Raw genomic sequence first — 25,560 nt, forward strand, 5'->3', positions numbered from 1 at the left:
CCTAAACCACTGATTCGAGGGTTTTCTTTAGAACCCGTTCATGTGGGTAGGCTTCCCCAATCACCAGGGCCTCTGCCTGCGACAACAGGTCTATGCCAATTGGCGAAAACCGGTCGTCGTCGTTAATGATGTTTTGGCCCTGAGAAGTGGAGGAGTCGCTGCCGTGTCCGTTTCTGTAGAAGTACCCGCCCCGACGAGCAATGCCGAATTGGTCGCCTGGGTGAACGAGATCGCCGCCCTGACCCAGCCCGATCGGATCGAGTGGTGCGACGGTTCCGAGGAGGAGTGGACGCGCCTGACCAACCTCCTCGTCGAACAGGGGACGTTCACGCGTCTGGCCAAGCGCCCCAACAGCTTCTACGCCAAGTCCGACCCCAGCGACGTCGCGCGCGTCGAGGACCGCACCTACATCTGCTCCGAGCGCGAGCAGGACGCCGGTCCCACCAACAACTGGATCGCGCCGGACGAGATGCGCGCCACCTTCGGCGAGCTGTTCAAGGGCTGCATGCGCGGCAGGACCATGTACGTCGTGCCGTTCTGCATGGGCCCGCTCGGCGGCGAGATCTCCCAGCTCGGCGTCGAGATCACCGACTCGCCCTACGTCGCGGTCTCCATGCGGATCATGACGCGGATGGGCGAGCGCGCCCTGCGCCTGATCGAGGAGCGCGCCGAGTTCGTCAAGGCCGTCCACAGCGTCGGCGCGCCGCTGGAGCCCGGTCAGGACGACGTCGCCTGGCCCTGCAGCAGCACCAAGTACATCAGCCACTTCCCCGAGACCCGCGAGATCTGGTCCTACGGCTCCGGCTACGGCGGCAACGCCCTGCTGGGCAAGAAGTGCTACGCCCTGCGCATCGCCAGCGCCATGGCCCGCGACGAGGGCTGGCTGGCCGAGCACATGCTCATTCTCAAGCTCACCCCGCCCAGCGGCGAGACGCGCTACATCGCCGCCGCCTTCCCGAGCGCCTGCGGCAAGACCAACCTCGCCATGCTCCAGCCGACGATCCCCGGCTGGAAGGTCGAGACGGTCGGCGACGACATCGCCTGGATGCGCTTCGGCGCCGACGGGCAACTGTACGCGATCAACCCCGAGGCCGGCTTCTTCGGCGTGGCCCCCGGCACCGGCGAGGTCACCAACGCCAACGCCATCAGGACCCTCTGGGGCAACAGCATCTTCACCAACGTCGCGCTCACCGACGACGGCGACGTGTGGTGGGAGGGCATGACCGACATCCCGCCCGCGCACCTGACCGACTGGAAGGGCCGCGACTGGACCCCGGACAGCGACGAGCCGGCGGCCCACCCCAACGCCCGCTTCACCACCCCTGCCTCCCAGGCGCCCACCATCGCCCCCGAGTGGCAGGACCCCAAGGGCGTGCCCATCTCGGCGATCCTGTTCGGCGGCCGCCGCGCCACCGCGGTGCCGCTGGTCACCGAGTCGCTGAGCTGGCAGCACGGCGTCTTTCTCGGAGCCAACGTCGCCTCCGAGAAGACCGCCGCCGCCGAGGGCAAGGTCGGCGAGCTGCGTCACGACCCGTTCGCGATGCTCCCGTTCTGCGGCTACAACATGGGCGACTACTTCGGCCACTGGCTGAAGATCGGCGGCAGGGAAGGCGCACGGCTGCCGCGCATCTACTACGTCAACTGGTTCCGCAAGAACGCCGGCGGGAAGTTCATCTGGCCGGGCTTCGGCGAGAACAGCCGTGTGCTGAAGTGGATCGTGGACCGGCTCAACGGCGAGGCCCAGGCCGTACCGTCGGCGATCGGCCTGCTGCCCAAGGAGCTCGACACCGAGGGCCTGGAGATCGCGGAGGAGGACCTCCAGACCCTGCTCAGTGTCGACAAGGACGTCTGGCGCGAGGAGGCGGCGCAGATCCCGCCGCACTTCGAGAAGTTCGGTACGCACCTGCCCAAGGAGCTGTGGGAGGAGTACAACGCCCTGCTCGACCGCCTCTCCTGAGGTTGTGGGGTACGGCGGCGCCCCTCTACCTTGACGAGGAATGGACATCTTCCTGCTCTTAGCCGCCTTTGTCGTGATCACCCTGATCAGCAACCTGTCGGGCAGCGTCGCCAAGCAGCGGCTCAAGGTCGCCGGCGCGACGCTCTCGCAGGCGAGCCATCGGCTGACGCACTACGAGCTCGCCTACCTGGCGGGCGGGCCGCGCCGGGCGATCAACACGGCGCTGGCCGTCCTCGCGACGGCCGGCGCCGTACGCGTCTCGCGCGGCGCCCAGGTCAGCCCGGTCCACGGCGCCACGACCTCCTCCGACCCGCTGGAGCAGGCGGTACTCGACGCCGTGGCCATGCGGCCGGGTCACCGGGCCGCGGAGGTGCGCAAGCTGCTGGAGACGAGCCCGGCGCTCCTGGCCCTGGAGGCACGGCTGCGCGATCGCGGACTCCTGCTGCGGGAGGGCGCGCAGGGCGTGGCCCGGCGGCGCCTGGAAACGCTGCGGCTGGCCTGCTGGGGCGCGGTGGGCTTCGAGATCGCCCTGGTGGTGCTGGCGCTCGCCGGGGTGGCGGGCAAGGACTTCGCGTTCGCGGGCGCGCTGTTCTTCGGCGGGTTCGCCGTGGTGCTCGGGTTCTCCGGCCACTACAAGGAGAAGCGCCGGCTGCGCAACCTGGTCACCGGCGAGGGCAGGCGGGTGCTGGAGTCGGCGCGGCAGTACCACCCGAGGGGCCACGGCGACACCTCCACGCCGGCCCTGGCCGTCGCGGTGCCGGTGGCCCTGTACGGGCTGACCGAACTGGACGACCGCGACCTGTGCGACGGATTGTCGGCCGGTGACCCGCACTCCGACTGCGGCGGATCCTGCGGCTCCCACAGCGACTCCGGCTCCTCGACCTTCGGCGACGGCGGGTCCGGCGGGGGCGACTTCGGCGGTTCGAGCTCGGACGGCGGCGGTGGGTCGAGTGGCTCCAGTTGCGGCGGAGGCGGCGGCGGATCGAGCTGCGGATCCAGTTCCTGATCCGGGAAACTTTCGCCGGGCCGCGTGCGTCTATCGGGTACGAGCCAGAGGAGGCCGCGCATGGACCTGATCTTGCTGATCGTTTCCGTCTTCCTCGCGGTGGCGGCGGGCGCCACCGTTTCCGCGCTCAGGCGCGAACATCTCCGCATCCGCTCCACTTCCGTGAACGGCAATCTCCGCGCCCTGGGACACTACGAGCTCGCCTACCTCGCCGGCGGGCCGCGGCGGGTGGTCAACGCCGCCATCGGCCTGCTGGCCAAGTCCGGTGACCTGCGCGTCTCGCGCGGCGGCTCGCTGCACGCGGTCTCCACGGTGGCCCGCGACCCGATCGAGGAAGCGGTGCTGGCCGCCGTCGCTGCGCGGCCCGGCGGGGTCTCGGCCGCGGCCGTCAGGCACGAGGTGGGCAACGGGGCGGCCATGGACTCGCTCAAGCACCACCTGTCGGCGCTCGGGCTGGTGGTGCCGGACGGCGATCTGGCGTCGGTGCGCGCGTACCTGAAGAAGCTGAGCGCGCTGGAGATCGGGGCGCTGCTGGCCTCGATCGGGCTGGCGATCTACCTGGTCTTCGGCGGGGGCGGGCTGCTCGGGGTGGTCGCGCTCGCAGTCACGGCCGGTACGTGGATCGGCGGCATCGTCGTGCGCAGGCGCCACCACAGGATGCTCGGCAACGACATCACGACCGCGGGGCGCGAGCAGGTCGAGTACGCCGAGCGCCGGCACATGCCGGGCGCCTACCTCGTCACCGGCGCCGCGGTCGGCGCGGTCGCCATGCCCGTCGCCCTCTACGGCCTGGGCGAGCTGGGCGACCCGCAACTGGAGGCCGAGCTGGAGGCGCAGCGCAACTCGGCCGGCAGCGGCGCCGGCGGGTCCTGCGCGGCGGGTAGCTGCGGCGGCGGCAGCGGGAGCAGTGACTACGGTGGCGGAAGCGACTTCGGCGGCTCGTCGGGCGGCGGTTCGGACGGCGGCGGGTCGAGCTGTGGCGGGGGCGGCGGCTGCGGTGGTGGCTGCGGCGGGGGCGGCTGAGAGGGGACGTCGGTGGCGGACTTCGAGCTGGGCGTGGGGATCGGCTGGCGATCCGAGATCGACCTGACCGTCGAGCGGATGGCCGGCGTGAGCTTCGTCGAGGTCATCGCGGAGAACATCAGGCCCGCCGCCGGGCTGCCCGAGTCGCTGCGGGTGCTGCGCGGGCGCGGCCTGCCGGTGGTGCCGCACGGCGTCGGCCTGGGCGTGGGCGGCGCCCAGCCGCCCTCTCCCGAACGGCTGGCGCACCTGGCCGCGTGCGCGCAGGCGCTGGATTCGCCGCTGGTCAGCGAGCATCTGGCGTTCGTGCGGGCGGGCGGGGTGGAGGCCGGGCACCTGCTGCCGGTGCCGCGTACCCGGGAGGCGCTCGACGTCATCGCCGACAACGTCCGCCGCGCGCAGGACGCGCTGCCGGTGCCGCTGGCGCTGGAGAACGTGGCGGCCATCTTCGGCTGGCCGGAGGACGAGCTGACCGACGGCGAGTTCCTGGCCGAGCTGGTCGAGCGGACCGGGGTGTACCTGCTGATCGACGTGGCCAACCTCTACACCAACCAGGTCAACCTCGGCCTGTCCGCGGTGGCCGCCCTCGACGCGCTGCCGTTGTCGCAGATCGCCTACGTGCACGTGGCCGGGGGGCACGAGCACGGGGGCATCTGGCACGACACGCACACCGCGAGCGTGCCGCAGGAGGTCCTCGACATCCTGACCGAGCTGTGCGCGCGCGTCACGCCGCCGGGCGTGCTGCTGGAGTGGGACGACGACTACCCCAGCGACGCCGCCCTCGCCGGCGAACTGGACCGCGTCAGGACCGCGATGTCGCTGGGGACCGCCCACCATGCCCCCTGACCCTTTCCCCGGTACGCCCGCCGCCCCCACACCCCATGGCCCGGACCCCGCAGAACCACCCGGACCAGAGACCGCGAGGGCGGTTGGGGTGGGGGCTGAGGGGGGCGTTGGCGGGCGGGTGAGTGCGGAGGACCGGCGGCGGCTGGAAGAGGCTCAGGAGCGGGTCGTGGCGGCGCTGGTGACCGGTGCGCGGGTGCCCGAGGGGTTCGACGCCGACCGGTTCAGGGCGCAGGCCGCGAGCCTGGTGTCCAAGCGGCGCAGTGTGGTGGCCAGACTGCGTCCCGATGCCGCCCTGGCCGCCGGAGCGGACCTGAGGGCCGAGTTCGCCGCCTACGCCGCCGCCCGCACCGCCCCGCCGAAGGGCTACCGGGAGGACGCCGACGCGTTCGCCGCCTGGCTGGAGGACAAGGGCAGGCTGCCCAGGCGGTCCGGGGGCTGGCGCGACCTCTTGCCGTGGCGTCGCAAGACATCCTAGGTTTGCGAGGTGATAGTCGACGCGCACCAGCACTTCTGGAACCTCGAGACCGGCGACTACCCCTGGCTCACCCCGGACGCGGGAGTCCTGTACCGCACCTACGCGCCCGAGCACCTCGCCCCTGAGCTGGCGGCCACGGGAGTGCAGGCCACCGTGCTGGTCCAGGCGGCCGACTCCCAGGCGGAGACCGAAGCGATGCTGGCCCTGGCCGACGCCCACGACTTCATCGCCGGCGTCGTCGGCTGGATCCCGCTGACCGATCCCGACGAGGCCGCGAGGGCCATCGAACGCTACGGCAGTCATCGGAAGTTTGTCGGCGTACGCCACCTGATCCACGAGGAGCCCGACCCGGACTGGCTGGTCGGGGAGGGTGTGCTGGAGTCCCTGGGCGTGCTGGCCGACAGCGGGCTCGCCTTCGACGTGGTCTCGCTGCTGCCGCGCCACCTGGAGCACGTGGTCACGCTGGCCTCCCGGCACCCGTCGCTCAGGATCGTCATCGACCACCTGTCGAAGCCGCGGATCAAGGACGGCGTCTGGCAGCCGTGGGCGGAGCAGATGGCCGCGGCGGCGGCCTTTCCCAACGTGTACGCGAAGGTCTCCGGGCTGGTCACCGAGGCCGACCACGCGAGCTGGACGGTCGAGGACCTGCGGCCCTATGTGGCGCACGCGGTCGAGACGTTCGGGCCCGAGCGGCTGATGTTCGGCAGCGACTGGCCGGTGGCGCTGCTGGCCGCCGACTACCGGACCGTCTATGAGACGGCGCTGGCCCTGGTCGGGAAGGAGGGGAGAGATCAGGTGTTCGGCGGCACTGCTGGGCGTTTTTACGGGTTTAGCTGAGTTTCGGGGGGAAACTCTCTAGGCGTGGGGGGACTACGTTGTGTTGATGGGTCTTACCTGACCGTGACGCCCGTGGCCTGTCGTGACAGTGTCGGCAGGCCGTACGAGGTCACCCTCGAGCTTTGGCGGGACGGCACGCCGTACGGGATGGTGGGGGAGCGGTGCGGCTGGCTGCTCGCGCGCCTGGCGCGCGGGGTCGCGGACGCGCGCGAGGGGCGCGGCGACGCCGGGCTGTGGCCGGATCCCGACGACAGGTTCCCCGAGGACGAGCCGGACGGTGAGCTGTTCTCCTTCCGTTACCGGACGCGGTCGGGCGCCATGGGCGGCGGTGAGCTGCGCTGCCAGCTGCGCACGATTCCGGTCTGGATGCCAGGTCAAGGCCGTCGGGGCGAGTGGCGGCTGACTCGCAGGGCCTACGTCGAGGCGTGGGGTCCCGGGGGCGTCGGCATGCGGGCCGTGCTGACTTCGGCGGAACTGGCGGTGTTCGTGGGGGTGCTGGTCACAGAGGCGGAGGGGTGCCTCGGGGGACGGGATCTCGCGAGGAATCCCGTTGAGGGGGCGGGCAACGCCTAAACGCGGTGATAATTGCCTCTTACAGGCACAGCATCGCTGGGAGGGCTCCGTGGGCCTGCGCGACCTGGTCTACCGGGTGTACGAACACCGGCTGGAGGCCAAGCTCAAGCTGTCGAAGGGCAATGGCCCCCGGCACGTAGGCGTCATCATCGACGGCAACCGCCGATGGGCCCGCTCGATGGGTCTGGAGGACGTCAGCAGAGGGCACCGTAAGGGCGCCGACAAGATCTCCGAGCTGCTCACCTGGTGCCGTGAGGCGGGCGTGGAGGTCGTGACCGTCTGGATGCTGTCCAGCGACAACCTCAACCGCCCCAAGGACGAGCTGGAGCTGCTCCTTCGCATCATCGAGGACGTGGTGCAGGAGCTGGTCGAGGAGGGCTGGCGGATCAGCCCGGTCGGCGCGCTCGATCTGTTGCCGGATAGGACGGCAAATGTCCTAAAAAACGCAAAGGAAGTCACATCACACCGTCCAGGGTTGATTGTGAACGTTGCGGTTGGGTATGGAGGAAGACGTGAGATTGCCGATGCGGTGCGCTCACTCCTCCAGGAGCAAGCAAGCAAGGGAGCCAGCATCGAGGACCTCGTCGAGGTTCTCGATGTCGAGCACATCGCCGAGCATCTCTACACTCGCGGCCAGCCCGACCCGGACCTTCTCATCCGGACCTCGGGAGAGCAGCGGCTTTCCGGGTTCATGCTCTGGCAGAGCGCTCATTCCGAGTTCTATTTCTGCGAGGCCTACTGGCCCGACTTCCGCAGGGTCGACTTCCTGCGGGCGCTGCGCGACTACGCCGCGAGACACCGTCGTTACGGTTCCTGATCCCGCATGGGGGTATCTGGTACGTAACGTTGAAAGTGACCGGCCGAAGGCCGGTCACTTCGGAGGGGGCCCGCCTTTGCTGCGCAATCTGCTGAGGGGGGCCGGATCCCGGCGCCCGTCGGCGGGCGCGGGTCCGGTCCGATTCCCACCTCGTCTGCAGGGCGCCTGTCCCCATGGGCGCCCGGGGGAGAACGTGTGGCAGTGTCCTCGAGCAACCCTTCGACCAACTCCGGCAAGCGCACCTACGTGCTGGACACGTCGGTCCTTCTAGCCGACCCGGCGGCGATGACCAGATTCGCCGAGCATGAGGTCGTCCTCCCGATCGTCGTGATCACGGAGCTGGAAGGGAAGCGGAACCATCCAGAACTCGGCTACTTCGCGCGCAAGGCATTGCGTTACCTCGACGACCTGCGCGTGCAATACGGCAGGCTCGACGAGCCCATGCCCACCGGGGAAGGCACGATCAGGGTTGAACTCAACCACAGCGACCCGTCCATCCTGCCCGTAGGCTTCCGCCTCGGCGACAACGACACCCGCATCCTCACCGTGGCCCGTTCGCTGGCCGCCGAGGGACGCGACGTCGTGCTGGTCTCCAAGGATCTGCCTCTGCGGGTCAAGGCGGCCTCGATCGGCCTGTCGGCGGAGGAGTACCGCGCCGAACTGGTCGTGGAGTCGGGCTGGACGGGGATGGCCGAGATCCAGGTGACCACCGAGGACGTCGAGACGCTCTTCGAGCACGGCGCCGCGGAACTGGAGGAGGCCAGGGACCTGCCCGCGCACACCGGGCTGCGGCTGCTGTCGAGCAAGGGTTCGGCGCTGGGCCGGGTGCTGCCCGACAAGTCGGTCAAGCTGGTGCGGGGCGACCGCGAGGTGTTCGGGCTGCACGGCCGCTCGGCCGAGCAGCGCATCGCGCTGGAGCTCCTGATGGACCCCGAGATCGGCATCGTGTCGCTGGGCGGCAGGGCCGGCACGGGGAAGTCCGCCCTGGCGCTCTGCGCGGGCCTGGAGGCCGTTCTGGAGCGCCGCCAGCACCGCAAGGTCGTGGTCTTCCGCCCGCTGTACGCGGTCGGCGGCCAGGAGCTCGGCTACCTTCCCGGCACCGAGGGCGAGAAGATGGGCCCCTGGGCCCAGGCCGTCTACGACACCCTGGGCGCGGTGACCACCCCGGAGGTGATCGAGGAGGTCATCGACCGCGGCATGCTGGAGGTGCTGCCGCTCACCCACATCCGCGGCCGGTCGCTGCACGACGCGTTCGTGATCGTGGACGAGGCGCAGTCGCTGGAGCGCGGGGTGCTGCTGACGGTGCTGAGCCGCATCGGCGCCAACTCCCGCGTGGTGCTCACCCACGACATCGCCCAGCGCGACAATCTGCGGGTGGGCCGCCATGACGGCGTCGTGGCAGTCGTGGAGAAGCTCAAGGGGCATCCGCTGTTCGCCCACGTGACGCTGACCAGGTCCGAGCGTTCGCCGATCGCGGCGCTGGTGACGGAGATGCTGGAGGACATCACTCTTTAGCGTCCTTCAGTTTTCCGCAGATGTGCTGCCCCTCGTCCTGGGGCGCCCTGCTGGGGAACTGGCGGATGATCTTCACCTGCTCGAACTGCGTTTCCTGCTGGGCGGTGCAGACGATCTGCTTCTTGCCCAGCAGGGACAGCGGCCCGGTGCCCTTGATGTACACGGTCAGCGTGGACGTCCGGGGCAGCCGGGTCTCGTCACGGGTCACCGGGTCGAGCGAGTCCTGCATGCCTTCGTAGGTGAAGCCGCGCAGGGCGGTGTGCAGGCCGCCCAGCTGCCGGCCGTTGGCCTGGAACAACGCCGTGAGCAGGCTGTCCACGGTGTCGTTCTCCACGTCGGCCGGCTCCTTGGTCAGCTCGAAGCGCGCGCGCCTGCTGTCCTGCCGCTGCTCGACCGGCTTGAGCAGGTAGATGGTCTTGGACGGCGGCGGAATCCTGACCGTCGGGGGTCCCGACACGTCCACCACGTTCGTGGGCGTGATCCCGCAGCCCGCCACCGCGAGGAGGAGGCCGGCCGTCAGTGTTCGCCGGCCGTTCACAGGCCCGGCAGCCAGACCGTGAACAGGGTGCCGGGCCCCTGCCTGCGCACCGAGATGGTGCCGTTGTGCAGGTGCACGTTCGCCCTGGTGATGGCCAGGCCGAGCCCGCTGCCGTGGCTGCGCGAGCGTCCCGCTCCCGCCTTGAAGAACCGGTCGAAGACGTACGGCAGCGCCTCCTCCGGAATCCCGGCGCCGTGGTCGCGTACCTTCATCTCCAGCCCGTTCTCCGTGCCTCTGGCCGATACCTGGACCGGCGGGCCGCCGTGTTTGAGCGCGTTGCCCACCAGGTTGGCGACGATCACGTCGAAGCGGCGCGGGTCCACGGTGGCCGCCAGTCCCTTGGCCACGTTCACCTCCACGGTCTCCGTCCAGCCGCGTGTCTCCAGGCTGTCATGGATGGCGTCGTGGACGTTGACGGATTCCACGTTGAGCGTGGCCGTACCGGCGTCGAAGCGGCTGACCTCGATGAGGTGCTCGACGAGGTGGCGCAGCCGTTCGATCTCCGACAGCACGAGCCTGACCGCCTCGGCGGGCGCGTCGGGCAGCCGCTCGGCCTCCTCCATGAGCATGTCGGCCACGGCGGTCATCGCGGTCAGCGGCGTGCGCAGCTCGTGCGAGACGTCGGCGACGAAGCGGCGCGAGAGGGCCTCGAGCGCGCGGAGTTCGGAGACGCTGAGTTCCAGCGCGGCGGCGGCGTCGTTGAACCTGGCGGTCAGCGCGGCCAGCTCGTCCTGGCCGTGCACGGGCAGCCGGGTGTCGAGCCGGCCCTCGCCGAGCGCCTGGGCGGCGGCGCTGAGGCGGCGTACGGGCAGCAGCACGCTTCTGGCCGAGACCAGCGCGACGCCGAGCGCGATCAGCACGATGACCGCGCCGCCCTGCGCGAGCGAGCCCTTGAGCGTGGTGAGCTGGTCCTCTTCCTCGCGCATGGAGAAGAAGACGAAGGCGCGCAGCCCGCTGGCCTCGGGCACGGGGCCGTCCCTGCGGTAGACCTCGGCGCCGACGATCAGCCACACGTCGTTGCGGATCACCTGGCGCTGCTTGACCACGCCGCCGCGGGCCCTGCCGTGCAGCTCGTGCGGGACGTTGGCCATCGACAGCGGGCCCTCTGAGTAGCTGAGGTGGCCGTACTCGAGCGCGACGCTGCGGCCGGGGCCGTTGAGCGCGTCGGCGAGCAGTCGCAGGTCCTTGGAGTCGGGCGCCGCCTCGCCCTGGCGCAGGGTGCCGACCGGGAAGGTGATCTGGCGCAGTTCCCTGGTGACCAGGTCGACGGCGCTGCCCTCGGCCCGCTCGATGAGGGCGGCCTTGGCCAGCTCGTAGCCGATGGTGGCGACCATGACCGAGGCCGCCACGGCGACGAGCGTGAACGTGATGACCAGGCGGGCGCGCAGTCCGGTGGGCGGCCGCATCACGGAGGGCTGAACCGGTAGCCGAAGCCGCGGACGGTGTGGATGAACACCGGTTCGGCCGGGCGCGGTTCGATCTTCGCCCGCACTCGCTGGACGCAGGCGTCGACGAGGCGGGAGTCGGCCACGTGGGTGTGGTCCCAGACGACGCGCAGCAGGTAGCGCCGGTTGAGCACCTGGCCGGGATGACGCACGAGCTCCAGCAGCAGCCGCAGCTCGGTGGGGGTCAGGTGGATCTCCTTGTTGGCCAGCGTGACCTTCAGCGCGCCCCGGTCGATCATGAGGTCGCCGAAGGAGATGCGGTCGGAGGAGGCCGATTCGGCGCGGCGCAGGATGGCCCTGATCCGCGCGTCAAGCACCCGGGGCTCGACCGGCTTGACCACGTAGTCGTCGGCGCCGGCCTCCAGCCCGACCACGACGTCGAGGTCGTCGCCGCGGGCGGTGAGCAGGATGACCGGCAGTTGGTCGAGGCGGCGGATGCGGCGGCACACCTCGACCCCGTCGATTCCCGGCAGCATCACGTCGAGGATGGCGATCTCCGGGCGGCGGGACCTGATGTGGTCGAGCGCCTCCTCGCCCGTGGCGTAGGACGTCACGGAATGCCCCTGCCGGGTCAGCGCCAGCTCCAGGGCGGTGCGGACGGAGGGGTCGTCTTCGACGAGGAGGATGCCAGCCACGCGCACATTATTCTTCCACCCCGCGAATATCCGTGTTCTGTCATAAAAATGTGACATCACTGGGAAGGGTAGGCGGAAGTCTGTAATGAGGCTCTCCCTTCGGTGAGCGGGGCGCGAGGGGCGGGCCTTACGCATGTGACAAAAGTCACAGTCGTGAAAGAAAGACCTGTGTGGCCTGCTGATCAGTCAATGGAACACCAACCGGATGTCGCGTTTTGGTTGCGGACCACCCCCTGGGACAGGGCATTCTCATAGGTCGTGAGCCCTGGTCCGGAGTTGAAGGAGCGCGAAGCGCCGCCGTCTCGCCGCAAGAAGAAGGCGATGAGCCCGAAGCGCGTGCTGATCTTCGGTTTGGCGGTCGTGGTCGTGGCCGGTGGCGGCGGTTTCACCGCCTACACCGCGATCCAGAACTCCAAGGCCGTCCACACCCCGATCTCCCCCGAAGAGTGGGGCAAGATCGCCATGGGCGACTTCTACTCGCCGGATCCCAAGGCCGACTCCTACAAGGCCGCGGCGGTCACGGCGTACCAGAAGGACAAGCTCAAGAAGGAGCGCAAGGGCGTCGAGGGCCTCGACCCGGTCATCATCAAGAAGCGCGGGCCGGGCGGCGACGGCTTCCCGCCCGCCAACTTCCCGGTCGGCAGCAACCCCTCGCCCGGCAGCAACAAGGCGCTCGCCAAGGGGATGCTCGGCCAGTTCGGCTTCGGCGAGGACCAGTGGGGCTGCCTGGAGAAGCTCTGGCACAAGGAGAGCGGCTGGAACGAGCGGGCCATGAACCGCTACTCCGGCGCCTACGGCATCCCCCAGTCGCTGCCCGGCAGCAAGATGGCCAGCGCGGGCGCCGACTGGCAGACCAACGCCGCCACCCAGATCGAGTGGGGCCTCGGTTACATCAAGGGCCGCTACGGCACGCCTTGCGGTGCTTGGGGCCATTCCCAGGCCAAGGGCTGGTACTGACCCGCTATTCGATCGGCAAGCCGTCGCGCCTGATCCGGTAGTACGGCGCACCCTGGCGACATGGCTATGAAGGTCAGCGTGATCGTCAGTGTCCATAATCCGGGTGTCGGCGCCGACCCGTGCATCCGCTCCGTGCTGGAGCAGACGTTGCCGCCGGAGGCGTACGAAGTGATCTTCGTGGACGACGGGTCCACGGACGGCATCGCGGAGCGCCTCGACACCGTGGCCGCGGTCCGCAGAAACGTGAGGGTCCTGCACCTGCCGCACACCGGCTCGCCCATGCGCGGGCGCAACATCGGACTGGCCGCCGCCAAGGGCGAGTTCGTCTACTTCCTCGACCAGCGCGACCGCCTGGAGCGCACCGCGCTGGAGCACATGCACACGCGGGCCGGGGAGACCGACGCCGACGTGCTCGTCGGCCGCCTCGTACGCGACTCGGGGCCGCCGATGACCGCGTTCGAGGCCAGCACCGCCCGCGCCGACATCCTGCGTGACCGGCTGCTCAGCCTGCTCACGCCGCACAAGCTCTTCCGCCGGGCGTTCCTGGAGAAGCATCAGCTGGGCTTCGCCGTACCCGGGGGGCGGATGGCCGAGCAGGCGTTCGTGGTGCGCGCCTACCTCCTGGCCAAGGTCGTCGCGGTGCTGGCCGACCAGGTCTGCTGCCACCTCGGCGAGCGCGAGGAGGCCGACGACGACCTGCGCACGGTCGCCGGCGAACTGCTGTCGCTGCTGAACGTCGTCGACGAGCACACCGAGCAGGGCCGCCAGCGCGACCGCATGTACGCCCACTGGCTGCGGTCCGTGGTGCTGCGCCCGTTCCTCAGCGCCCGCTTCGCCGGGTCCTCGGTGGATCGCGGGAAGATGTTCACCACGAGCAGGGAACTCGTGCTGGAACGCTTCCCCGAGCGGCTCGACCGGCACCTGCCGGTGCACCTGCGCGCGGTCGCCGCGTTCCTGCGGGCCGGCCGCCTCGACCAGCTCATCAGCTACGCCAACGCCACGCGCCGCGCGGACCTGCGCGCCGACCTGCTCGACGTGCGCTGGGACGGCCCGGTGCTCGCCCTCGGCCTGGCCGTGGAGGTGCTGGCCGCCGACGGCGAGCCCGCCCGCTACCGGGCGGAGGAGGACGGGCGCCTGCGGTGGCTGCCGCCGTGCTCGCTCGACGACAAGGTCCTGCCCGACGGCGTCACGGACGTCACGACCGCAGTGGCGCGCGCCCGCATCGAGGTCTACGTACGGCACGCCGACACCGGAGTCGTCTACTTCCTGCCCGTCACCTACCACGTGGAACGCGTGCCGGAGGACGACCACGTACGGCTGCGCATCGTCGGCGAGGCCAAGCTGGACGTGGCCGTCGCCGCGCTCGGCACCCCGCTCGCCTCCGGTCAATGGGAGGTCCACGTCCGCATGTACGGCGGCGCCCTCCAGGCCAGAACCCGCGTACGCCGCCCCGACGGCCCGCTCAACTGCCTGGGCATCCTGGCCCAGCGCCCCAGGCGCCGCCTGGTCGTCCCGTGCTGGACCGACGCCGGAGAGCTTGGCCTGGCCATCGAGCCGCGCTCGTTCTCCGAGTCGATCGCCCTGGTCTCACCGGGCGCCAGCATCCGCCGGCAGGAGAACCACATCTACGTGGTCGTGCCCGTGCCGTACGTGCCGCCGAGCGGCGGACCGCCGCTGGAGCTGGTGCTGCGCAACACGGCCGGCCGCCTGCGCGAGATCTCCGCGCCCGCTCTGGTGGAGCCGGGCGTACCGGGCAGGATCGCGGGCCAGCTCGTGGCCAAGGTTCCGGTCAAGCGGCTGCTGCCGGGCCGCGACCGGCTCGGTCCCGGCGCCTGGATGTCCTCGCTGCGCGCCGAGGACGACGAGGTGGGCCTGCGCTTCGGGCTGGAGATGCGCGGCAGCAGGGTCGAGGTGTGCGCCTCGACCGAGCTGGATCCCGCGCGGCGTTCGCCCATGGGACGCGACACGATGCTGCGCCGCCTGGGCCGGCGGCTGCCGGGAGCCCGGCACCTGGTCCGCCTGGCTCGCGCGGGCAAGCACCGCTACCTCAAGGACTAATACCTCAAGGGCCGACCCAGTCCTCCAGCTCCTCGAAGGCCTTCCTGAACTCGGGCAGGATCGGCCTGAGCCGGTCCGGATAGGCGTCGACCAGGGCGTCCAGGTGGGTGCCGCCCTCGACGCGGTGGTAGCGGAAGGGGCGGTGCGGGCCGACCATCCCGGCGTAGACGTCGGAAGAGCGCGCGATGGGCAGCAGGGCGTCCAGCGTGCCGTGGACGGTGATGAGCGGCTTGGTGATCCGGCCGGTCAGCGCGATCTTCGCCACGGCCGCGTACGGCCGGCGCTCGGCATACACGTAGTCGGCCGGTGCGCCGGTGTAGGACGGGTCCAGTTCCTTCTGGTAGAGCTGCTGGGTGAGCTCCCAGTAGTACTGGCGGTGGAAGGGCCACAGGAACTCCGACTCCGGCGGGAAGCCGGCCCGCAGCGGGCCGTGCTTGAGCGCCGTGGGCAGGAAGTCCAGCAGGTTGTCGCCCTTCAGCCGCCAGAGCGTGCCCTCCCAGTCGACGCCGCCGTCGTAGAGGTGGCCGCGGTTCTCCAGCTGCCACCTGACCAGGTAGCCGCCGTTGGAGATGCCGGCCATGAGGGTGCGGGCGGGCGGCCTGCCGTACCGCTGCCTCACGACGGATCTGGCGGCCAGCGTGAGCTGGGTGACGCGGTGGTTCCATTCGGCGATGGCGTCGCCGGGGCGGCGGCCGTCGGTGTGGAAGTCGAGGCCGACGTTGCCCTTGTCGGTGGCGGCGAAGGCGTAGCCCTTGGCGAGGACCCAGTCGGAGATGGTGAAGTCGTTGGCGTACTGCTCCCGGTTGCCGGGGGTGCCGGAGACGACCAGGCCGCCGTTCCAGTTCTTGGGCAGGCGGATGACGAACTGGGAGTCGTGGTTCCAGCCCCGGGTCTTGTTGCCGGTGGAGGTGTCGGGGAAGTAGCCGTCGATCTGGGTGCCGGGGACGCCGGTGGGGTTGGTCGTGGCCGCCGAGTGGAGACCGGCCCAGTCGGCGGGGTCGGTGTGGCCGGTGGCGGTCGTGCCGGCGGTGGTGAGGTCGGCGAGGGCGGCGGTGACCGTGTGTTCGGCGCCGGGGACGGTGAGCTGCGGGGTGGCGACGACCATGCTGCCGAGCAGGGTGAGGGCGGCTAAGGCGTGCATCAGGACCGTCCGAGATGGTCGAGGAGCAGGCGGCGGAACTCCTGCGGGTGCTCCAGGTGGGGGCTGTGACCGCAGTTGGGCAGGACGGCTTCCTCGTAGCGGCCGTAGCGCTCCAGGACGGCTCTGGTCTGGGCGATCATCGGCTGGGCCGGGGTGCCGGGGGAGCCGGGCACCACGCCGATCGCGCCGAGGTGCGCCAGGTCGAACGGCGAGGCGTCGGCGACGATCAGGTCGTCGGCGCCCCTGATCCACAGGATCGGCGGCTTCTCCGGGAGTTCGTGGAGGTCGTCGAGGCGGAAGTGGGTGGGGGCCAGGGCGTTCAGGACCCCGCTCTTGCCCGGTGCCACGCCGGGCCAGCGGTCGGAGGTGGCGGCGTCGCCCGGGTAGTTGTGCTCGCCGATCCTGGTGGTGAGCATCGAGGCCACGTAGAAGTCCTCGTCGGGGACCGGGGCGGCGACGTAGGAGCTGCGGAAGACGGACCGGGGTGAGGTGGGGGACTCGTCCGTGGTGTCGCCCGCCCTGAGGCGGGCCACGAAGTCGGGGTTGGCCGCTCCGGCGCCCGCTCCGGTGCCGTCCTCGTGGGTCAGCGTGCCGTCGGGGCCTTCGGTGCCGCTGTAGCCGTAGGGGGAGACGGGGTTGACCAGGGTGATGCTCCTGACCAGGCCGGGGTGGTCGCGCAGGAGTTGCAGGACGACGCCGCCGCCCATGCTCCAGCCCACCAGGTGGGCCTTGGGCAGGGCGAGCGTCTCGATCAGCTCGGTCAGGTCGTCGGAGAAGTCGCGCAGGCCGCGGGTGGCGTCGACGGAGGCCGGGTCGGTCTCGCCGAAGCCGCGCAGGTCGGGCGCGAGCGGGAGGTAGGGCTCGGGCAGGGCCTTCAGGGTGTCGCGCCAGAAGGCGCCGGAGGAGATGTTGCCGTGGACGAACAGCACGGGCTCAGCCCCGTTGTCCCGAAAACCACTGTCCCGAAATTTCAGGACGTGCTGGGTGAGGCGGCGGGTGGTGACTCTCACGCGTGGATCCTCTCAGCCAGGTCGCGGCCCTGGGTCTCCTTGGCCTTGTACACGGCGAACAGGGTCAGGAGGGCGGCGATGCCCAGGTAGATGGAGATCGGCACCGCGCTGTCGTACGCCCTGAGCAGGGCGACCGCGATCACCGGGGCCAGCGCGCCGGCCACGATGGCCGACAACTGGGCGCCAATGGACACGCCGGTGTAGCGCGAGCGCGTGGCGAACAGCTCGGCGAAGAAGGCGGCCTGCGGGCCGTACATCATGCCGTGGAACAGCAGGCCGACCGTCACCGCCAGCGTGATCGCCAGGAAGTTGCCGGTGCTGACCAGCGGGAAGAACGCGAAGATCCACACCCCGATGCCGGCGGCGCCGGCGAGGTAGATCGGACGGCGGCCGACGCGGTCCGACAGCGCGCCCCACACCGGGATCGTCAGGAAGTGGATGGCCGAGGCGATGAGCACCGCGTTGAGCACGGTCGAGTTGTCGATCTTCTCGGCCTTGGCGTAGGTGATGACGAAGACCGTCAGCAGGTAGAACGAGATGTTCTCGGCGAGGCGGGCGCCGATCGCGGTCAGCACGTCGCGGCGGTGGTGGCGCAGCACGGTCACGATCGGCGGCGTCACCTCCTTCGGCGCCTGCTGGAAGACGGGCGACTCGGAGATCGACAACCGGATCCACAGGCCGATCAGCACCAGCACGCCCGACAGCAGGAACGGCACCCGCCAGCCCCACGACAGGAACGCCGACTCCGACTGCACCGCGGCCAGCACCGCCAGTACGCCCGTCGCCAGCAGGTTGCCGCCCGGCGCGCCCGCCTGCGGCCACGACGCCCAGAAGCCGCGCCGGGCGGAGTCGCCGTGCTCGGAGACGATCAGCACGGCGCCGCCCCACTCGCCGCCGAGGGCGAAGCCCTGCACCAGGCGCAGGACCGTCAGCAGCAGCGGCGCCGCCGCGCCGATCGCGGCGTGCGTGGGCAGGCAGCCGATGAGGAACGTCGCCGCGCCCATCAGCAGCAGGCTGACGACCAGCAGCGTCTTGCGGCCCACCCGGTCGCCGAAGTGGCCGAAGATCAGGCCGCCCAGCGGTCTGGCGACGAACCCGACGGCGTAGGTGAGAAAGGCGAGCAATGTGCCGGTCAGGGGGTCGCTCTCGGGGAAGAAGAGCTTGTTGAACACCAGCGCGGCGGCGGAGCCGTACAGGAAGAAGTCGTACCACTCGATGGTGGTGCCGATCAGGCTCGCGCCGACGATCTTCTTGATGGAAGTGGCCATGCCGGTCACGCTAAAGAGTGACGGGCGTCACTCATATGGGGCCGTTCTCCACACTCTGGGGGGAGGTTGTGTGGCCGAGCCGGTGCAGGCGGAGCGCGAGCTGGAGCTCAAGGGCGCGCTCGGGTTCCTGCCAGCCGTCGCCGAGGAGCTTGGCGATGCGGTCCAGGCGCTGGGTGACGGTGTTGACGTGGATGTGCATGGCCTCGGCCGTACGCGAGGGCGAGCCGCCCGCGGCGAAGTAGGCGGCCAGCGTGTCCACCAGCGCGGTACCCCGGCGGGCGTCGTAGCCGCTCACCGGGCCCAGGACGGAGTCCACGAAGCCGGGTACGTCCTGGCCGTCGCCGATGAGCAGGCCCACGAACCCCAGCTCGGCCGCGCCCGCCCCGTCGCCCGCCCGGCCCAGCGCGACCAGCGCCTGCGCGCACCGCTGCGCCTCCCGGTAGGCCGCCGTGACCTCCCCGTTCCTCGGTACGGCCGCGCCCGCCGTGGCCGGCTGCCCCAGGGAGGCGGTCAGCTCGGCGGCGATCCGGCGGGCGATTCCGCCGGGATCGTCACCCGGCAGCAGCAGCACGACCTCCTCGCCGCGCGCCGCCGCCAGCCCGTGCCGGATCGCCGCCTGCGAGGAGGCCCAGAACGCCGCGCGCTCGCGCTGTCCCTCGTGCCTGGCCACGACCAGCACGTGCGGGGTGTCCAGATCGAGGCCCAGCCTGCGGGCGCGGTCGGCCAGGCCGGGTGAGCCGGGCCGGGAGATCAGGTCGTCCAGGAGTTCGCCGCGCACCCGGCCCTCGGCCTCGGCGACGCTGCGCCGGAACAGCAGCAGCAGCGCGCAGACCTGGGCGCCGCGTTCGAGTATGCGCTCGTCGGCGTCATCGCTGCGCAGGACGAGTGTGCACAGCGGCTCGCCGCCGACGTCGACGCTGGCGATGAGCAGTTCGCCGCGCCGTACGGTCCTGCCGAGGGCGCGCGAGGCCTGCGCCGCCTCGAAGACGCCGGGATCGGGCCCGGCCGCGCCGGCGTCACCGGCCAGGGGACGGCCGAGGTCGTCGAGGACGGTGAGCGTCCCGCCGAGTACCTCCGTGATCACCGCGGCCACGTTCTCGATGCCGCCGCCGCGCAGCACCACCGAGGTCATCCGGTCGTGGGCCAGCGCGGCCCGCTCGACCGCCGCCGCGTGCTCGCGCGCGGTCCTGTGCGCCTGGGACAGCTCGTCGAGGGCGTTGCGCGTCTCCTGGAGCAGCCGCGCGTTGTCGATGGCCACCGCCGCGTGCGCGGCCAGCGACGCCAGCAGCGCCTCCTCTTCTTGCAGGAACGGCCGCGCGCTGCGGTTGGCCGCGAACAACACGCCGATCACCCGGCGCCCCAGCCTGAGCGGCACCCCGAGGATGGCCACCAGGCCCTCCTCCTTGACCGCCGAGTCGATGGTCCCGGTGTGGTGGAAGCGCGAGTCCGCGGGATAGTCCGCGGTCGAGTACGGCCGCGCCGTCTGCGCCACGAGCCCGCCGAGCCCGTCGCCCATCCCGAGCCGCAGCGCCTGGAAGGCGGCCGAGACGGAGCCGTCGGTGACCCGCATGTAGGTGTCGCCGCGCTCGGGGTCTCCCAGGGTGAGGTAGGCGGTGTCGGTGCCGAGCAACTGCCTGGCCCGGTGGACGATCGCCTCCAGCACCGCGTCGAGGTCGCGCAGCGCGGCCAGGTCCCCGGCGGTGTCGAACAGCGCCGACAGCTCGGCCTCGCGCCTGGCCCGGCGGCGCAGCAACTGCCTGACCCGCAGCGCCTCCACCTTGGCCAGTTCGAGCCGCTCGATCTCGGCCGGGTCGGCGCCCGCCGCCCGCGCCTCGATGATCGGCCCCTCGAACTCGACCGCCGAGGCCTCCCGGGCGAGAAGTTCGAGGAAGCGCCTGACCACTAGCGTGCCGTCCAGCCGCCGTCGACGGTGAGCGTGACCCCGGTGATGAATGACCCGCTCGGCCCGCACAGGTACGCGGCCAGGTCGGCCACCTCCCCGGGCTCGATCAGCCGCTTGATCGCCTCGGGCCCGAGCATGATGTCGGTGAGCACCTGGCTCTCCGGGATGCCGTGCGCCCTGGCCTGGTCGGCGATCTGGCGTTCGACCAGCTCGGTCCTGACGTACCCGGGCGAGACGCAGGCGGAGGTGACGCCGTGGGGCGCGCCTTCGAGCGCGATCACCTTGGACAGGCCCTCCAGCCCGTGCTTGGCCGCCGTGTACGCCGACTTGTACGGCGAGCCCCGCAGCCCGTGCACCGAGGTGATGTTGACGAAGCGGCCCCAGCCCCGTGCGTACATGCCGGGCAGCACGTGCCCGGCGATCAGGAACGGCGCCTCCAGCATGACCTTGAGCATGGTCGCGAACGTCTCCGGCGGGAACTCCTCGATCGGGGCGACATGCTGGAAGCCCGCGTTGTTGACCACGATGTCGACTTCTTCAGGAAATTTCGTGACGAAGGCGGGCGCGGCGAGGTCGGCCACGACGGCCAGCCCGCCCGTCTCGGCCGCGACCTTCTCCGCCGCCTCCCTGTCCCGGTCGACCGCCACCACCGCGGCCCCCAGCGAGGCCAGCTTGAGCGCGCACGCGCGCCCGATCCCCGCACCCGCCCCCGTCACCAGGGCGGTCCGGCCGCTCAGCTCGTTCCCCATGCTCCCGACCATAGGCGCTGGCCGATTCCGGACGCATGGGTGCCGCCGCCATACCTGGGTGTTGATCTATGTGGTCCACACCGAGGTGCTAAGGTTTGGCTCATGAACGCGTTCTCGTACTCCTGGTGGCCCGTCTCCTAGGCGGATCCCCTAGCGTTCATCTCTACGGCCGCCTCGACGAGGCGGCCTTTCGTGTTTTCCCTCCGCCTTGCCGAGCAGACTCGACACCCGGAGGCGTCACGTGACCACCACCTGGCCCGCACTTCTCACCACGCTGCTCGGCGGCGGGTCGCTGTCGGCGCGCGACAGCGCGTGGGCGATGGAGCAGATCATGTCGGGCGCCGCGACCGACGCGCAGATCGCCGGTTTCGCCGTGGCCCTGCGCGCCAAGGGGGAGAGTGTCGAGGAGGTCGCCGGGCTCGCCGACGGGATGCTCGCCTGTTCGGCCGCGATCCGCATCCCCGGCGACCCCGTCGACCTGGTCGGCACCGGCGGCGACCGGGCCGGAACCGTCAACGTCTCCACCATGGCCGCGATCGTCGCCGCCGCGGCGGGGGCGAAGGTGGTCAAGCACGGCTCCCGCTCGGCCAGTTCCGACTCCGGGGCGGCCGACGTGCTGGAGGAACTCGGGGTCGCCATCTCCCTGGACCCGGCCGCGGCGGCCGAGGTCGCGGAGGAGGTGGGGATCACGTTCCTGTTCGCCCCGATCTTCCATCCCTTCCTGCGCCACGCCTCCAAGGCGCGCGGGCAGCTCGGCGTCCCGACCGTCTTCAACTTCCTCGGCCCGCTCACCAACCCCGCCCTGCCCGCCGCGCAGGCGGTCGGCGTCTTCCACCCGCGCATGGCCGAGGTGATCGCGGGCGTGCTCGCCGAGCGCGGCGGGTCCTCGCTGGTCTTCCGCGGCGACGACGGGCTCGACGAGCTGACCACCACCGGTCCGTCCACCGTCCACGTGGTACGGCGGGGCGCCGTGCACCGGACCGCCTTCGACCCGGCCGACCTCGACATCCCCAGGGCCACCGTGGCCGACCTGCGCGGCGGCGACCCGGCCCACAACGCCGGCGTCGCCAGGCGGGTCCTGGCGGGAGAGCAGGGCCCGGTGCGCGACATCGTGCTGCTGAACGCCGCCGCCGCCCTGGTCGCCGCCGACGGGACGCCACCGGCCGGCGAGCTCACCGAGGCGCTGGGCAAGGCGATGCGGCGTACCGCCGACGCCGTGGACTCCGGCGCCGCCGCCGGCCTGCTCACCCGGTGGGCGGCGGCCACGCGGGCGGCGTACCTCAGGAGAGGGAAAGCGGACCCAGGAGCGCCTTGACGTCGGCGTGGAAGGCGGGGCCGGGGTTGATCGTGCAGGCGGGCAGGCTCATCAGGACGTCCTTGCCCGCCGCGCGGCGTACCCGCAGGTGGACGGGGGTCTGGCCGGGGTGCGTGGTCAGGATGCGCTTGAACTCCCGCACCAGCCGGAGCGTCAGCTTCTCCTCCTCCAGCCGGATCACGAGCGGCGGGTCGGGCACCGTCAGGAACGTGACCTCCTCGCCGTAGACGCTCAGCGTCTCGTCGCGGACGTTGACCCGGCCGCTGACGGACACCACGTCGTCCTGCGCCAGCGACTCTCCGCACAGCGTGTAGACCTTGGGGAAGATCAGGCATTCGACGGCGGCCTCGTGGTCCTCCAGCGTGACGACGGCCCAGGGGTGCCCCTGCTTGGTCACCTTGCGCTGCAGGCCGGAGACGATGCCGCTGACCCGGGTCCTGGCGTCCTGACGGCCCGAGGACAGCAGGGCGGCGATCGTGGTGTCGCGGTGGGCGCGAAGGAGCTGCTCGGCGCCGTCCAGCGGGTGGCCGGAGACGTACAGGCCGAGCATCTCCCGCTCGTGGGCGAGCAGCGTCGGCTGGTCCCACTCCTCGTCGGGGATCGGGGCCGACAGTGCGTCCTCGGCGAACAGCGAGTCCTGGCCGTGGCCCTGGTTGCGTTTGACGCCGACGATCGCGTCCACGGCCTGCTCGTGCACGGCGACCAGCGCCCTGCGGCGGTGTCCCAGGCTGTCGAACGCGCCCGCCTTGGCCAGCGACTCGATGACCCGCTTGTTGCAGACGGCGGCGGGCACCTTGCCGAGGAAGTCGTTGAAGCCGGTGTAGGGGCCCTTCTCGGTGCGGGCGGTGACGATGGCCTCCACGACGTTGGCGCCGATGTTGCGCACCGCGCCGAGTCCGAAGCGGATGTCGGCGCCGACGGCGGCGAAGTCCAGCCGGCTGGCGTTGACGTCGGGTGGCAGGACCTTGAGTCCCACGCGGCGGGCGTCGGCCAGGTAGACGGCCATCTTGTCCTTGTCGTCGCCGACCGAGGTGAGCAGCGCGGCCAGGTACTCGCTGGGGTGGTTGGCCTTGAGGTAGGCGGTCCAGTAGGAGACCAGGCCGTATCCGGCGGTGTGCGACTTGTTGAAGCCGTAGCCGCTGAACGGGACCAGGACGTCCCAGACGGCCTTGATCGCCGGGTCGGAGAAGCCGTTGGCCCGCATACCGGTCGAGAACCGGTCCCATTCGGCGTCCAGCACCTCTTTCTTCTTCTTGCCCATGGCCCTGCGCAGCATGTCGGCGGCGCCCAGCGAGTACCCGGCGAGCTGCTGGGCGATGGCCATGACCTGCTCCTGGAAGACGACCAGGTGGTAGGTGTCGCCCAGGATCGGCTCCAGGGCCGATTCCAGCTCGGGGTGGATCGGCTCGACCGGCTGCCTGCCGGTCTTGCGCAGGGCGTAGTTGGTGTGGGCGTTCATCTCCATCGGGCCGGGCCGGTAGAGCGCGTTCACCGCGGCGATGTCGGTGAACGTGGTCGGCCGCATGAGCCGCAGCAGGACCCGCATGCCGCCGCTGTCCAGCTGGAAGACGCCGAGCGTGTCGCCGCGGGCGAGCAGTTCGTAGGTCCTGGCGTCGTCGAGCGGCACGTCGAGGATGTCGACGTCCACACCCTTGTTCGCCCGTACGCCGGCTGTCGCGTCCTGGATGACGGTGAGGTTGCGCAGCCCGAGGAAGTCCATCTTCAGCAGGCCCATGTCCTCGGCCTGGGTGAAGGGGAAGGCGGTCACGACCGGGCCGGCGGCCTTGGGCTTGGCCAGCGGGAGCACGTCCAGCAGGGGCTCGCTGGACAGGATGACGCCGGCGGCGTGGATGCCGGTGCCGCGGACCAGGCCCTCGACGCCGGTCGCGGTGTCGATCACCTGGCGGACCTCGGCGTCGGCGGCGTACATCTGCCGGAGTTCCGCCGCCTCGCCGTGGCGGGGGTGGTCCTCGTCGTGGATGGCCTGGAGCGGGATCTCCTTGCCGCCCACGGCCGCGGGGAAGGCCTTGCTGATCCGGTCGCCGAGCGCGTACGGGTGGCCGAGCACGCGGCAGGCGTCCTTGACGGCGGCCTTGGCCTTGATCGTGTTGAAGGTGACGATCTGGCAGACGCGGTCGTCGCCGTACTTGCGGGTGACGTAGTCGATCATCTCGTCCCTGCGGCGGTCGTCGAAGTCGAGGTCCACGTCGGGCATGGTGATCCGCTCGGGGTTGAGGAACCGCTCGAAGATCAGCTTGTGCTCGATCGGGTCGAGCTCGGTGATGCCGGTGCAGTAGGCGACCATGGAGCCGGTGGCAGAACCCCTGCCGGGACCCAGGCCGATGCCGTTCTCGCGGGCGTGCCGGCAGATGTCGGAGACGACCAGGAAGTAGCCGGGGAAGCCCATGGTGTCGATGACCGACAGTTCGTAGTCGATGCGGTCCAGGACCTCCTGCGGCGGCTCGCCGGCGTAGCGGCGGCGGGCGCCGCGCAGCGACTCCTCGCGCAGCCAGCTCGACTCGCTCTCGCCCTCCGGCACCGGGAACCTCGGCGTGAGGTCGCGGTGGGCGAAGACCTCGGAGTAGTCGCCGACCCGCTCGGCCACGAGCAGGGTGTTGTCGCAGGCCCCCGGCACCTCGGCGTCCCACTGGGCGCGCATCTCCTCGGCGGGCTTGAGGTAGTAGCCGCTGCCGCCGAACCGGAACCGGTCGGCGTCGGCCAGCCGCTTGCCGGTGCCGATGCACAGCAACGCGTCGTGCGCCTGGGACTGCGACTCGGTGACGTAGTGGGAGTCGTTGGTGGCCAGGGGCGGCAGGCCCAGCGCGGTGCCGATGCGCAGCAGGTCCTCGCGGACGCGGCGCTCGATGGCCAGGCCGTGGTCCATCAGCTCCAGGAAGTAGTTGTCGCGGCCGAAGACGTCGCGGTAGCGGGCGGCGGCGGCGAGCGCCCGGTCGTACTGGCCGAGGCGCAGCCGGGTCTGCACCTCTCCCGAGGGGCAGCCGGTCGTGGCGATGACGCCTTCGTGGTGCTCGGCCAGGATTTCATCATCCATGCGCGGATATTTCTGGACGTGTCCCTCCAGCCAGGCCCGCGACTGCAGCCGGAACAGGTTCCGCAGCCCCGCCGCGTCCGCCGCCCACATCGTCATGTGCGTGTACAGCCCGCGCCCCGACACGTCGCCGCCCGCCCCGGTCTCGTCGTTGGAGCGCCGCAGCGACAGGTCCTCGCTCCAGAACACCGGCCGCCGGTCCCGCCGGGAGGCCGGCGCCACGTACGCCTCGATCCCGATGACCGGCTTGACGCCCGCCTTCCGCGCCGCCTGGTGGAACTCGTAGGCCCCGTGCACGTTGCCGTGATCGCTCATGGCCACGGCCGGCATCCCCAGCCTGACCGCCTCCGCCATCAGCGGCGCCACCTTGGCGGCGCCGTCCAGCATGCTGTACTCCGTGTGCACGTGCAGGTGTGCGAAGGACCTCATGCCACTCCTCCTGGTTG

21 protein-coding genes are annotated in these 25,560 nt (G+C 70.9%); 12 read left to right on the forward strand and 9 right to left on the reverse strand.

Going from position 1 to position 25,560, the window contains the following annotated elements:
• The first annotated feature begins 163 nt into the window (after positions 1–163).
• The 9 genes from ACFWYW_RS45390 (at position 164) to ACFWYW_RS45430 (ending at position 9,046) form a co-directional block, all read left to right on the forward strand.
• Complete coding sequence (locus ACFWYW_RS45390; protein ID WP_379610728.1) at positions 164–1,957, forward strand: phosphoenolpyruvate carboxykinase (GTP); 1,794 nt, start codon at positions 164–166, stop codon at positions 1,955–1,957.
• A 40-nt stretch (positions 1,958–1,997) separates the two neighbouring features.
• Positions 1,998–2,963 (forward strand): TIGR04222 domain-containing membrane protein, encoded by a 966-nt coding sequence (locus ACFWYW_RS45395; protein WP_379610727.1) that lies wholly within the window; start codon positions 1,998–2,000, stop codon positions 2,961–2,963.
• Between the two features lie 60 nt (positions 2,964–3,023).
• The gene (locus tag ACFWYW_RS45400; RefSeq protein ID WP_379610726.1) at positions 3,024–3,986 is read left to right on the forward strand and encodes a TIGR04222 domain-containing membrane protein; all 963 of its coding nucleotides are present in this window, start codon (positions 3,024–3,026) and stop codon (positions 3,984–3,986) included.
• 12 nt (positions 3,987–3,998) lie between these two features.
• The gene (locus tag ACFWYW_RS45405) at positions 3,999–4,829 is read left to right on the forward strand and encodes a DUF692 family multinuclear iron-containing protein (protein ID WP_379610725.1); all 831 of its coding nucleotides are present in this window, start codon (positions 3,999–4,001) and stop codon (positions 4,827–4,829) included.
• Between the two features lie 118 nt (positions 4,830–4,947).
• On the forward strand, positions 4,948–5,304 hold the full coding sequence (locus ACFWYW_RS45410) for a hypothetical protein (protein ID WP_379610723.1): 357 nt from the start codon (positions 4,948–4,950) through the stop codon (positions 5,302–5,304).
• A gap of 9 nt (positions 5,305–5,313) precedes the next feature.
• The gene (locus ACFWYW_RS45415; RefSeq protein ID WP_379610722.1) at positions 5,314–6,141 is read left to right on the forward strand and encodes an amidohydrolase family protein; all 828 of its coding nucleotides are present in this window, start codon (positions 5,314–5,316) and stop codon (positions 6,139–6,141) included.
• Between the two features lie 72 nt (positions 6,142–6,213).
• A complete protein-coding gene (locus ACFWYW_RS45420; RefSeq protein WP_379610721.1) occupies positions 6,214–6,714 on the forward strand; it encodes a hypothetical protein in 501 nt (166 codons plus the stop codon).
• 49 nt (positions 6,715–6,763) lie between these two features.
• Positions 6,764–7,531 carry an isoprenyl transferase gene (locus tag ACFWYW_RS45425; protein ID WP_184967670.1) on the forward strand — a complete coding sequence of 256 codons (768 nt, stop codon included), beginning with the start codon at positions 6,764–6,766 and terminating at the stop codon, positions 7,529–7,531.
• A gap of 195 nt (positions 7,532–7,726) precedes the next feature.
• A complete protein-coding gene (locus tag ACFWYW_RS45430) occupies positions 7,727–9,046 on the forward strand; it encodes a PhoH family protein (protein WP_379610720.1) in 1,320 nt (439 codons plus the stop codon).
• Here the strand turns inward: ACFWYW_RS45430 and ACFWYW_RS45435 are convergent.
• The 3 genes from ACFWYW_RS45435 to ACFWYW_RS45445 are packed head-to-tail and all read right to left on the reverse strand — an operon-like array spanning position 9,036 to position 11,664.
• Positions 9,036–9,584, reverse strand: coding sequence for a hypothetical protein (locus ACFWYW_RS45435; protein ID WP_379610719.1), 549 nt, complete (start codon positions 9,582–9,584; stop codon positions 9,036–9,038). The genes ACFWYW_RS45430 and ACFWYW_RS45435 overlap by 11 nt on opposite strands.
• Positions 9,581–10,990, reverse strand: coding sequence for an ATP-binding protein (locus ACFWYW_RS45440; protein WP_379610718.1), 1,410 nt, complete (start codon positions 10,988–10,990; stop codon positions 9,581–9,583). The genes ACFWYW_RS45435 and ACFWYW_RS45440 overlap by 4 nt, the downstream gene beginning before the upstream one ends.
• The gene (locus ACFWYW_RS45445) at positions 10,990–11,664 is read right to left on the reverse strand and encodes a response regulator transcription factor (protein ID WP_184967676.1); all 675 of its coding nucleotides are present in this window, start codon (positions 11,662–11,664) and stop codon (positions 10,990–10,992) included. The genes ACFWYW_RS45440 and ACFWYW_RS45445 overlap by 1 nt, the downstream gene beginning before the upstream one ends.
• A 321-nt stretch (positions 11,665–11,985) precedes the next feature.
• On the opposite strand from ACFWYW_RS45445, the gene ACFWYW_RS45450 reads away from it, so the two are divergent.
• Both ACFWYW_RS45450 and ACFWYW_RS45455 read left to right on the forward strand, forming a co-directional pair.
• Positions 11,986–12,621 (forward strand): lytic transglycosylase domain-containing protein, encoded by a 636-nt coding sequence (locus ACFWYW_RS45450; RefSeq protein ID WP_379610717.1) that lies wholly within the window; start codon positions 11,986–11,988, stop codon positions 12,619–12,621.
• A gap of 60 nt (positions 12,622–12,681) precedes the next feature.
• Positions 12,682–14,679 (forward strand): glycosyltransferase family 2 protein, encoded by a 1,998-nt coding sequence (locus ACFWYW_RS45455; RefSeq protein WP_379610716.1) that lies wholly within the window; start codon positions 12,682–12,684, stop codon positions 14,677–14,679.
• Between the two features lie 4 nt (positions 14,680–14,683).
• Here the strand turns inward: ACFWYW_RS45455 and ACFWYW_RS45460 are convergent, their stop codons facing one another.
• From ACFWYW_RS45460 to ACFWYW_RS45480, 5 genes are read right to left on the reverse strand one after another with little or no spacing between them, the layout of a single operon-like run.
• Positions 14,684–15,820, reverse strand: a complete 1,137-nt coding sequence (locus ACFWYW_RS45460; protein WP_379610714.1) for an alpha/beta hydrolase family protein — start codon at positions 15,818–15,820, stop codon at positions 14,684–14,686.
• Entirely contained in the window at positions 15,820–16,830 is a 1,011-nt protein-coding gene (locus tag ACFWYW_RS45465) for an alpha/beta fold hydrolase (protein ID WP_379610713.1), read from the reverse strand. Before ACFWYW_RS45465 ends, ACFWYW_RS45460 begins: the two co-directional genes overlap by 1 nt.
• Positions 16,827–18,098, reverse strand: coding sequence for an MFS transporter (locus ACFWYW_RS45470; RefSeq protein WP_379610711.1), 1,272 nt, complete (start codon positions 18,096–18,098; stop codon positions 16,827–16,829). Before ACFWYW_RS45470 ends, ACFWYW_RS45465 begins: the two co-directional genes overlap by 4 nt.
• 31 nt (positions 18,099–18,129) lie before the next feature.
• The gene (locus ACFWYW_RS45475) at positions 18,130–20,001 is read right to left on the reverse strand and encodes a helix-turn-helix domain-containing protein (RefSeq protein WP_379610710.1); all 1,872 of its coding nucleotides are present in this window, start codon (positions 19,999–20,001) and stop codon (positions 18,130–18,132) included.
• The gene (locus ACFWYW_RS45480; protein WP_379610709.1) at positions 20,001–20,750 is read right to left on the reverse strand and encodes a 3-hydroxybutyrate dehydrogenase; all 750 of its coding nucleotides are present in this window, start codon (positions 20,748–20,750) and stop codon (positions 20,001–20,003) included. The genes ACFWYW_RS45475 and ACFWYW_RS45480 overlap by 1 nt, the downstream gene beginning before the upstream one ends.
• A 241-nt stretch (positions 20,751–20,991) precedes the next feature.
• Here ACFWYW_RS45480 and trpD point away from each other — a divergent pair, with 241 nt between their 5' ends.
• The gene (trpD, locus tag ACFWYW_RS45485; protein WP_379610708.1) at positions 20,992–22,065 is read left to right on the forward strand and encodes an anthranilate phosphoribosyltransferase; all 1,074 of its coding nucleotides are present in this window, start codon (positions 20,992–20,994) and stop codon (positions 22,063–22,065) included.
• Here the strand turns inward: trpD and dnaE are convergent.
• Positions 22,031–25,543 carry a DNA polymerase III subunit alpha gene (dnaE, locus tag ACFWYW_RS45490; RefSeq protein WP_379610707.1) on the reverse strand — a complete coding sequence of 1,171 codons (3,513 nt, stop codon included), beginning with the start codon at positions 25,541–25,543 and terminating at the stop codon, positions 22,031–22,033. The genes trpD and dnaE overlap by 35 nt on opposite strands.
• Positions 25,544–25,560 lie beyond the last annotated feature (17 nt).

Origin of the sequence: Nonomuraea sp. NPDC059023 (assembly GCF_042740095.1) — a bacterium.
Lineage (GTDB): Bacteria > Actinomycetota > Actinomycetes > Streptosporangiales > Streptosporangiaceae > Nonomuraea.

Coding starts and splice junctions, on each gene's coding strand:
- ACFWYW_RS45450 (WP_379610717.1), top strand. CDS start 11,986: ATGAGCCCGAAGCGCGTGCTGATCTTCGGTTTGGCGGTCGTGGTCGTG.
- ACFWYW_RS45440 (WP_379610718.1), bottom strand. CDS start 10,990: ATGCGGCCGCCCACCGGACTGCGCGCCCGCCTGGTCATCACGTTCACG.
- ACFWYW_RS45395 (WP_379610727.1), top strand. CDS start 1,998: ATGGACATCTTCCTGCTCTTAGCCGCCTTTGTCGTGATCACCCTGATC.
- ACFWYW_RS45480 (WP_379610709.1), bottom strand. CDS start 20,750: ATGGGGAACGAGCTGAGCGGCCGGACCGCCCTGGTGACGGGGGCGGGT.
- ACFWYW_RS45400 (WP_379610726.1), top strand. CDS start 3,024: ATGGACCTGATCTTGCTGATCGTTTCCGTCTTCCTCGCGGTGGCGGCG.
- ACFWYW_RS45470 (WP_379610711.1), bottom strand. CDS start 18,098: ATGGCCACTTCCATCAAGAAGATCGTCGGCGCGAGCCTGATCGGCACC.
- dnaE (WP_379610707.1), bottom strand. CDS start 25,543: ATGAGGTCCTTCGCACACCTGCACGTGCACACGGAGTACAGCATGCTG.
- ACFWYW_RS45455 (WP_379610716.1), top strand. CDS start 12,682: ATGGCTATGAAGGTCAGCGTGATCGTCAGTGTCCATAATCCGGGTGTC.
- ACFWYW_RS45460 (WP_379610714.1), bottom strand. CDS start 15,820: ATGCACGCCTTAGCCGCCCTCACCCTGCTCGGCAGCATGGTCGTCGCC.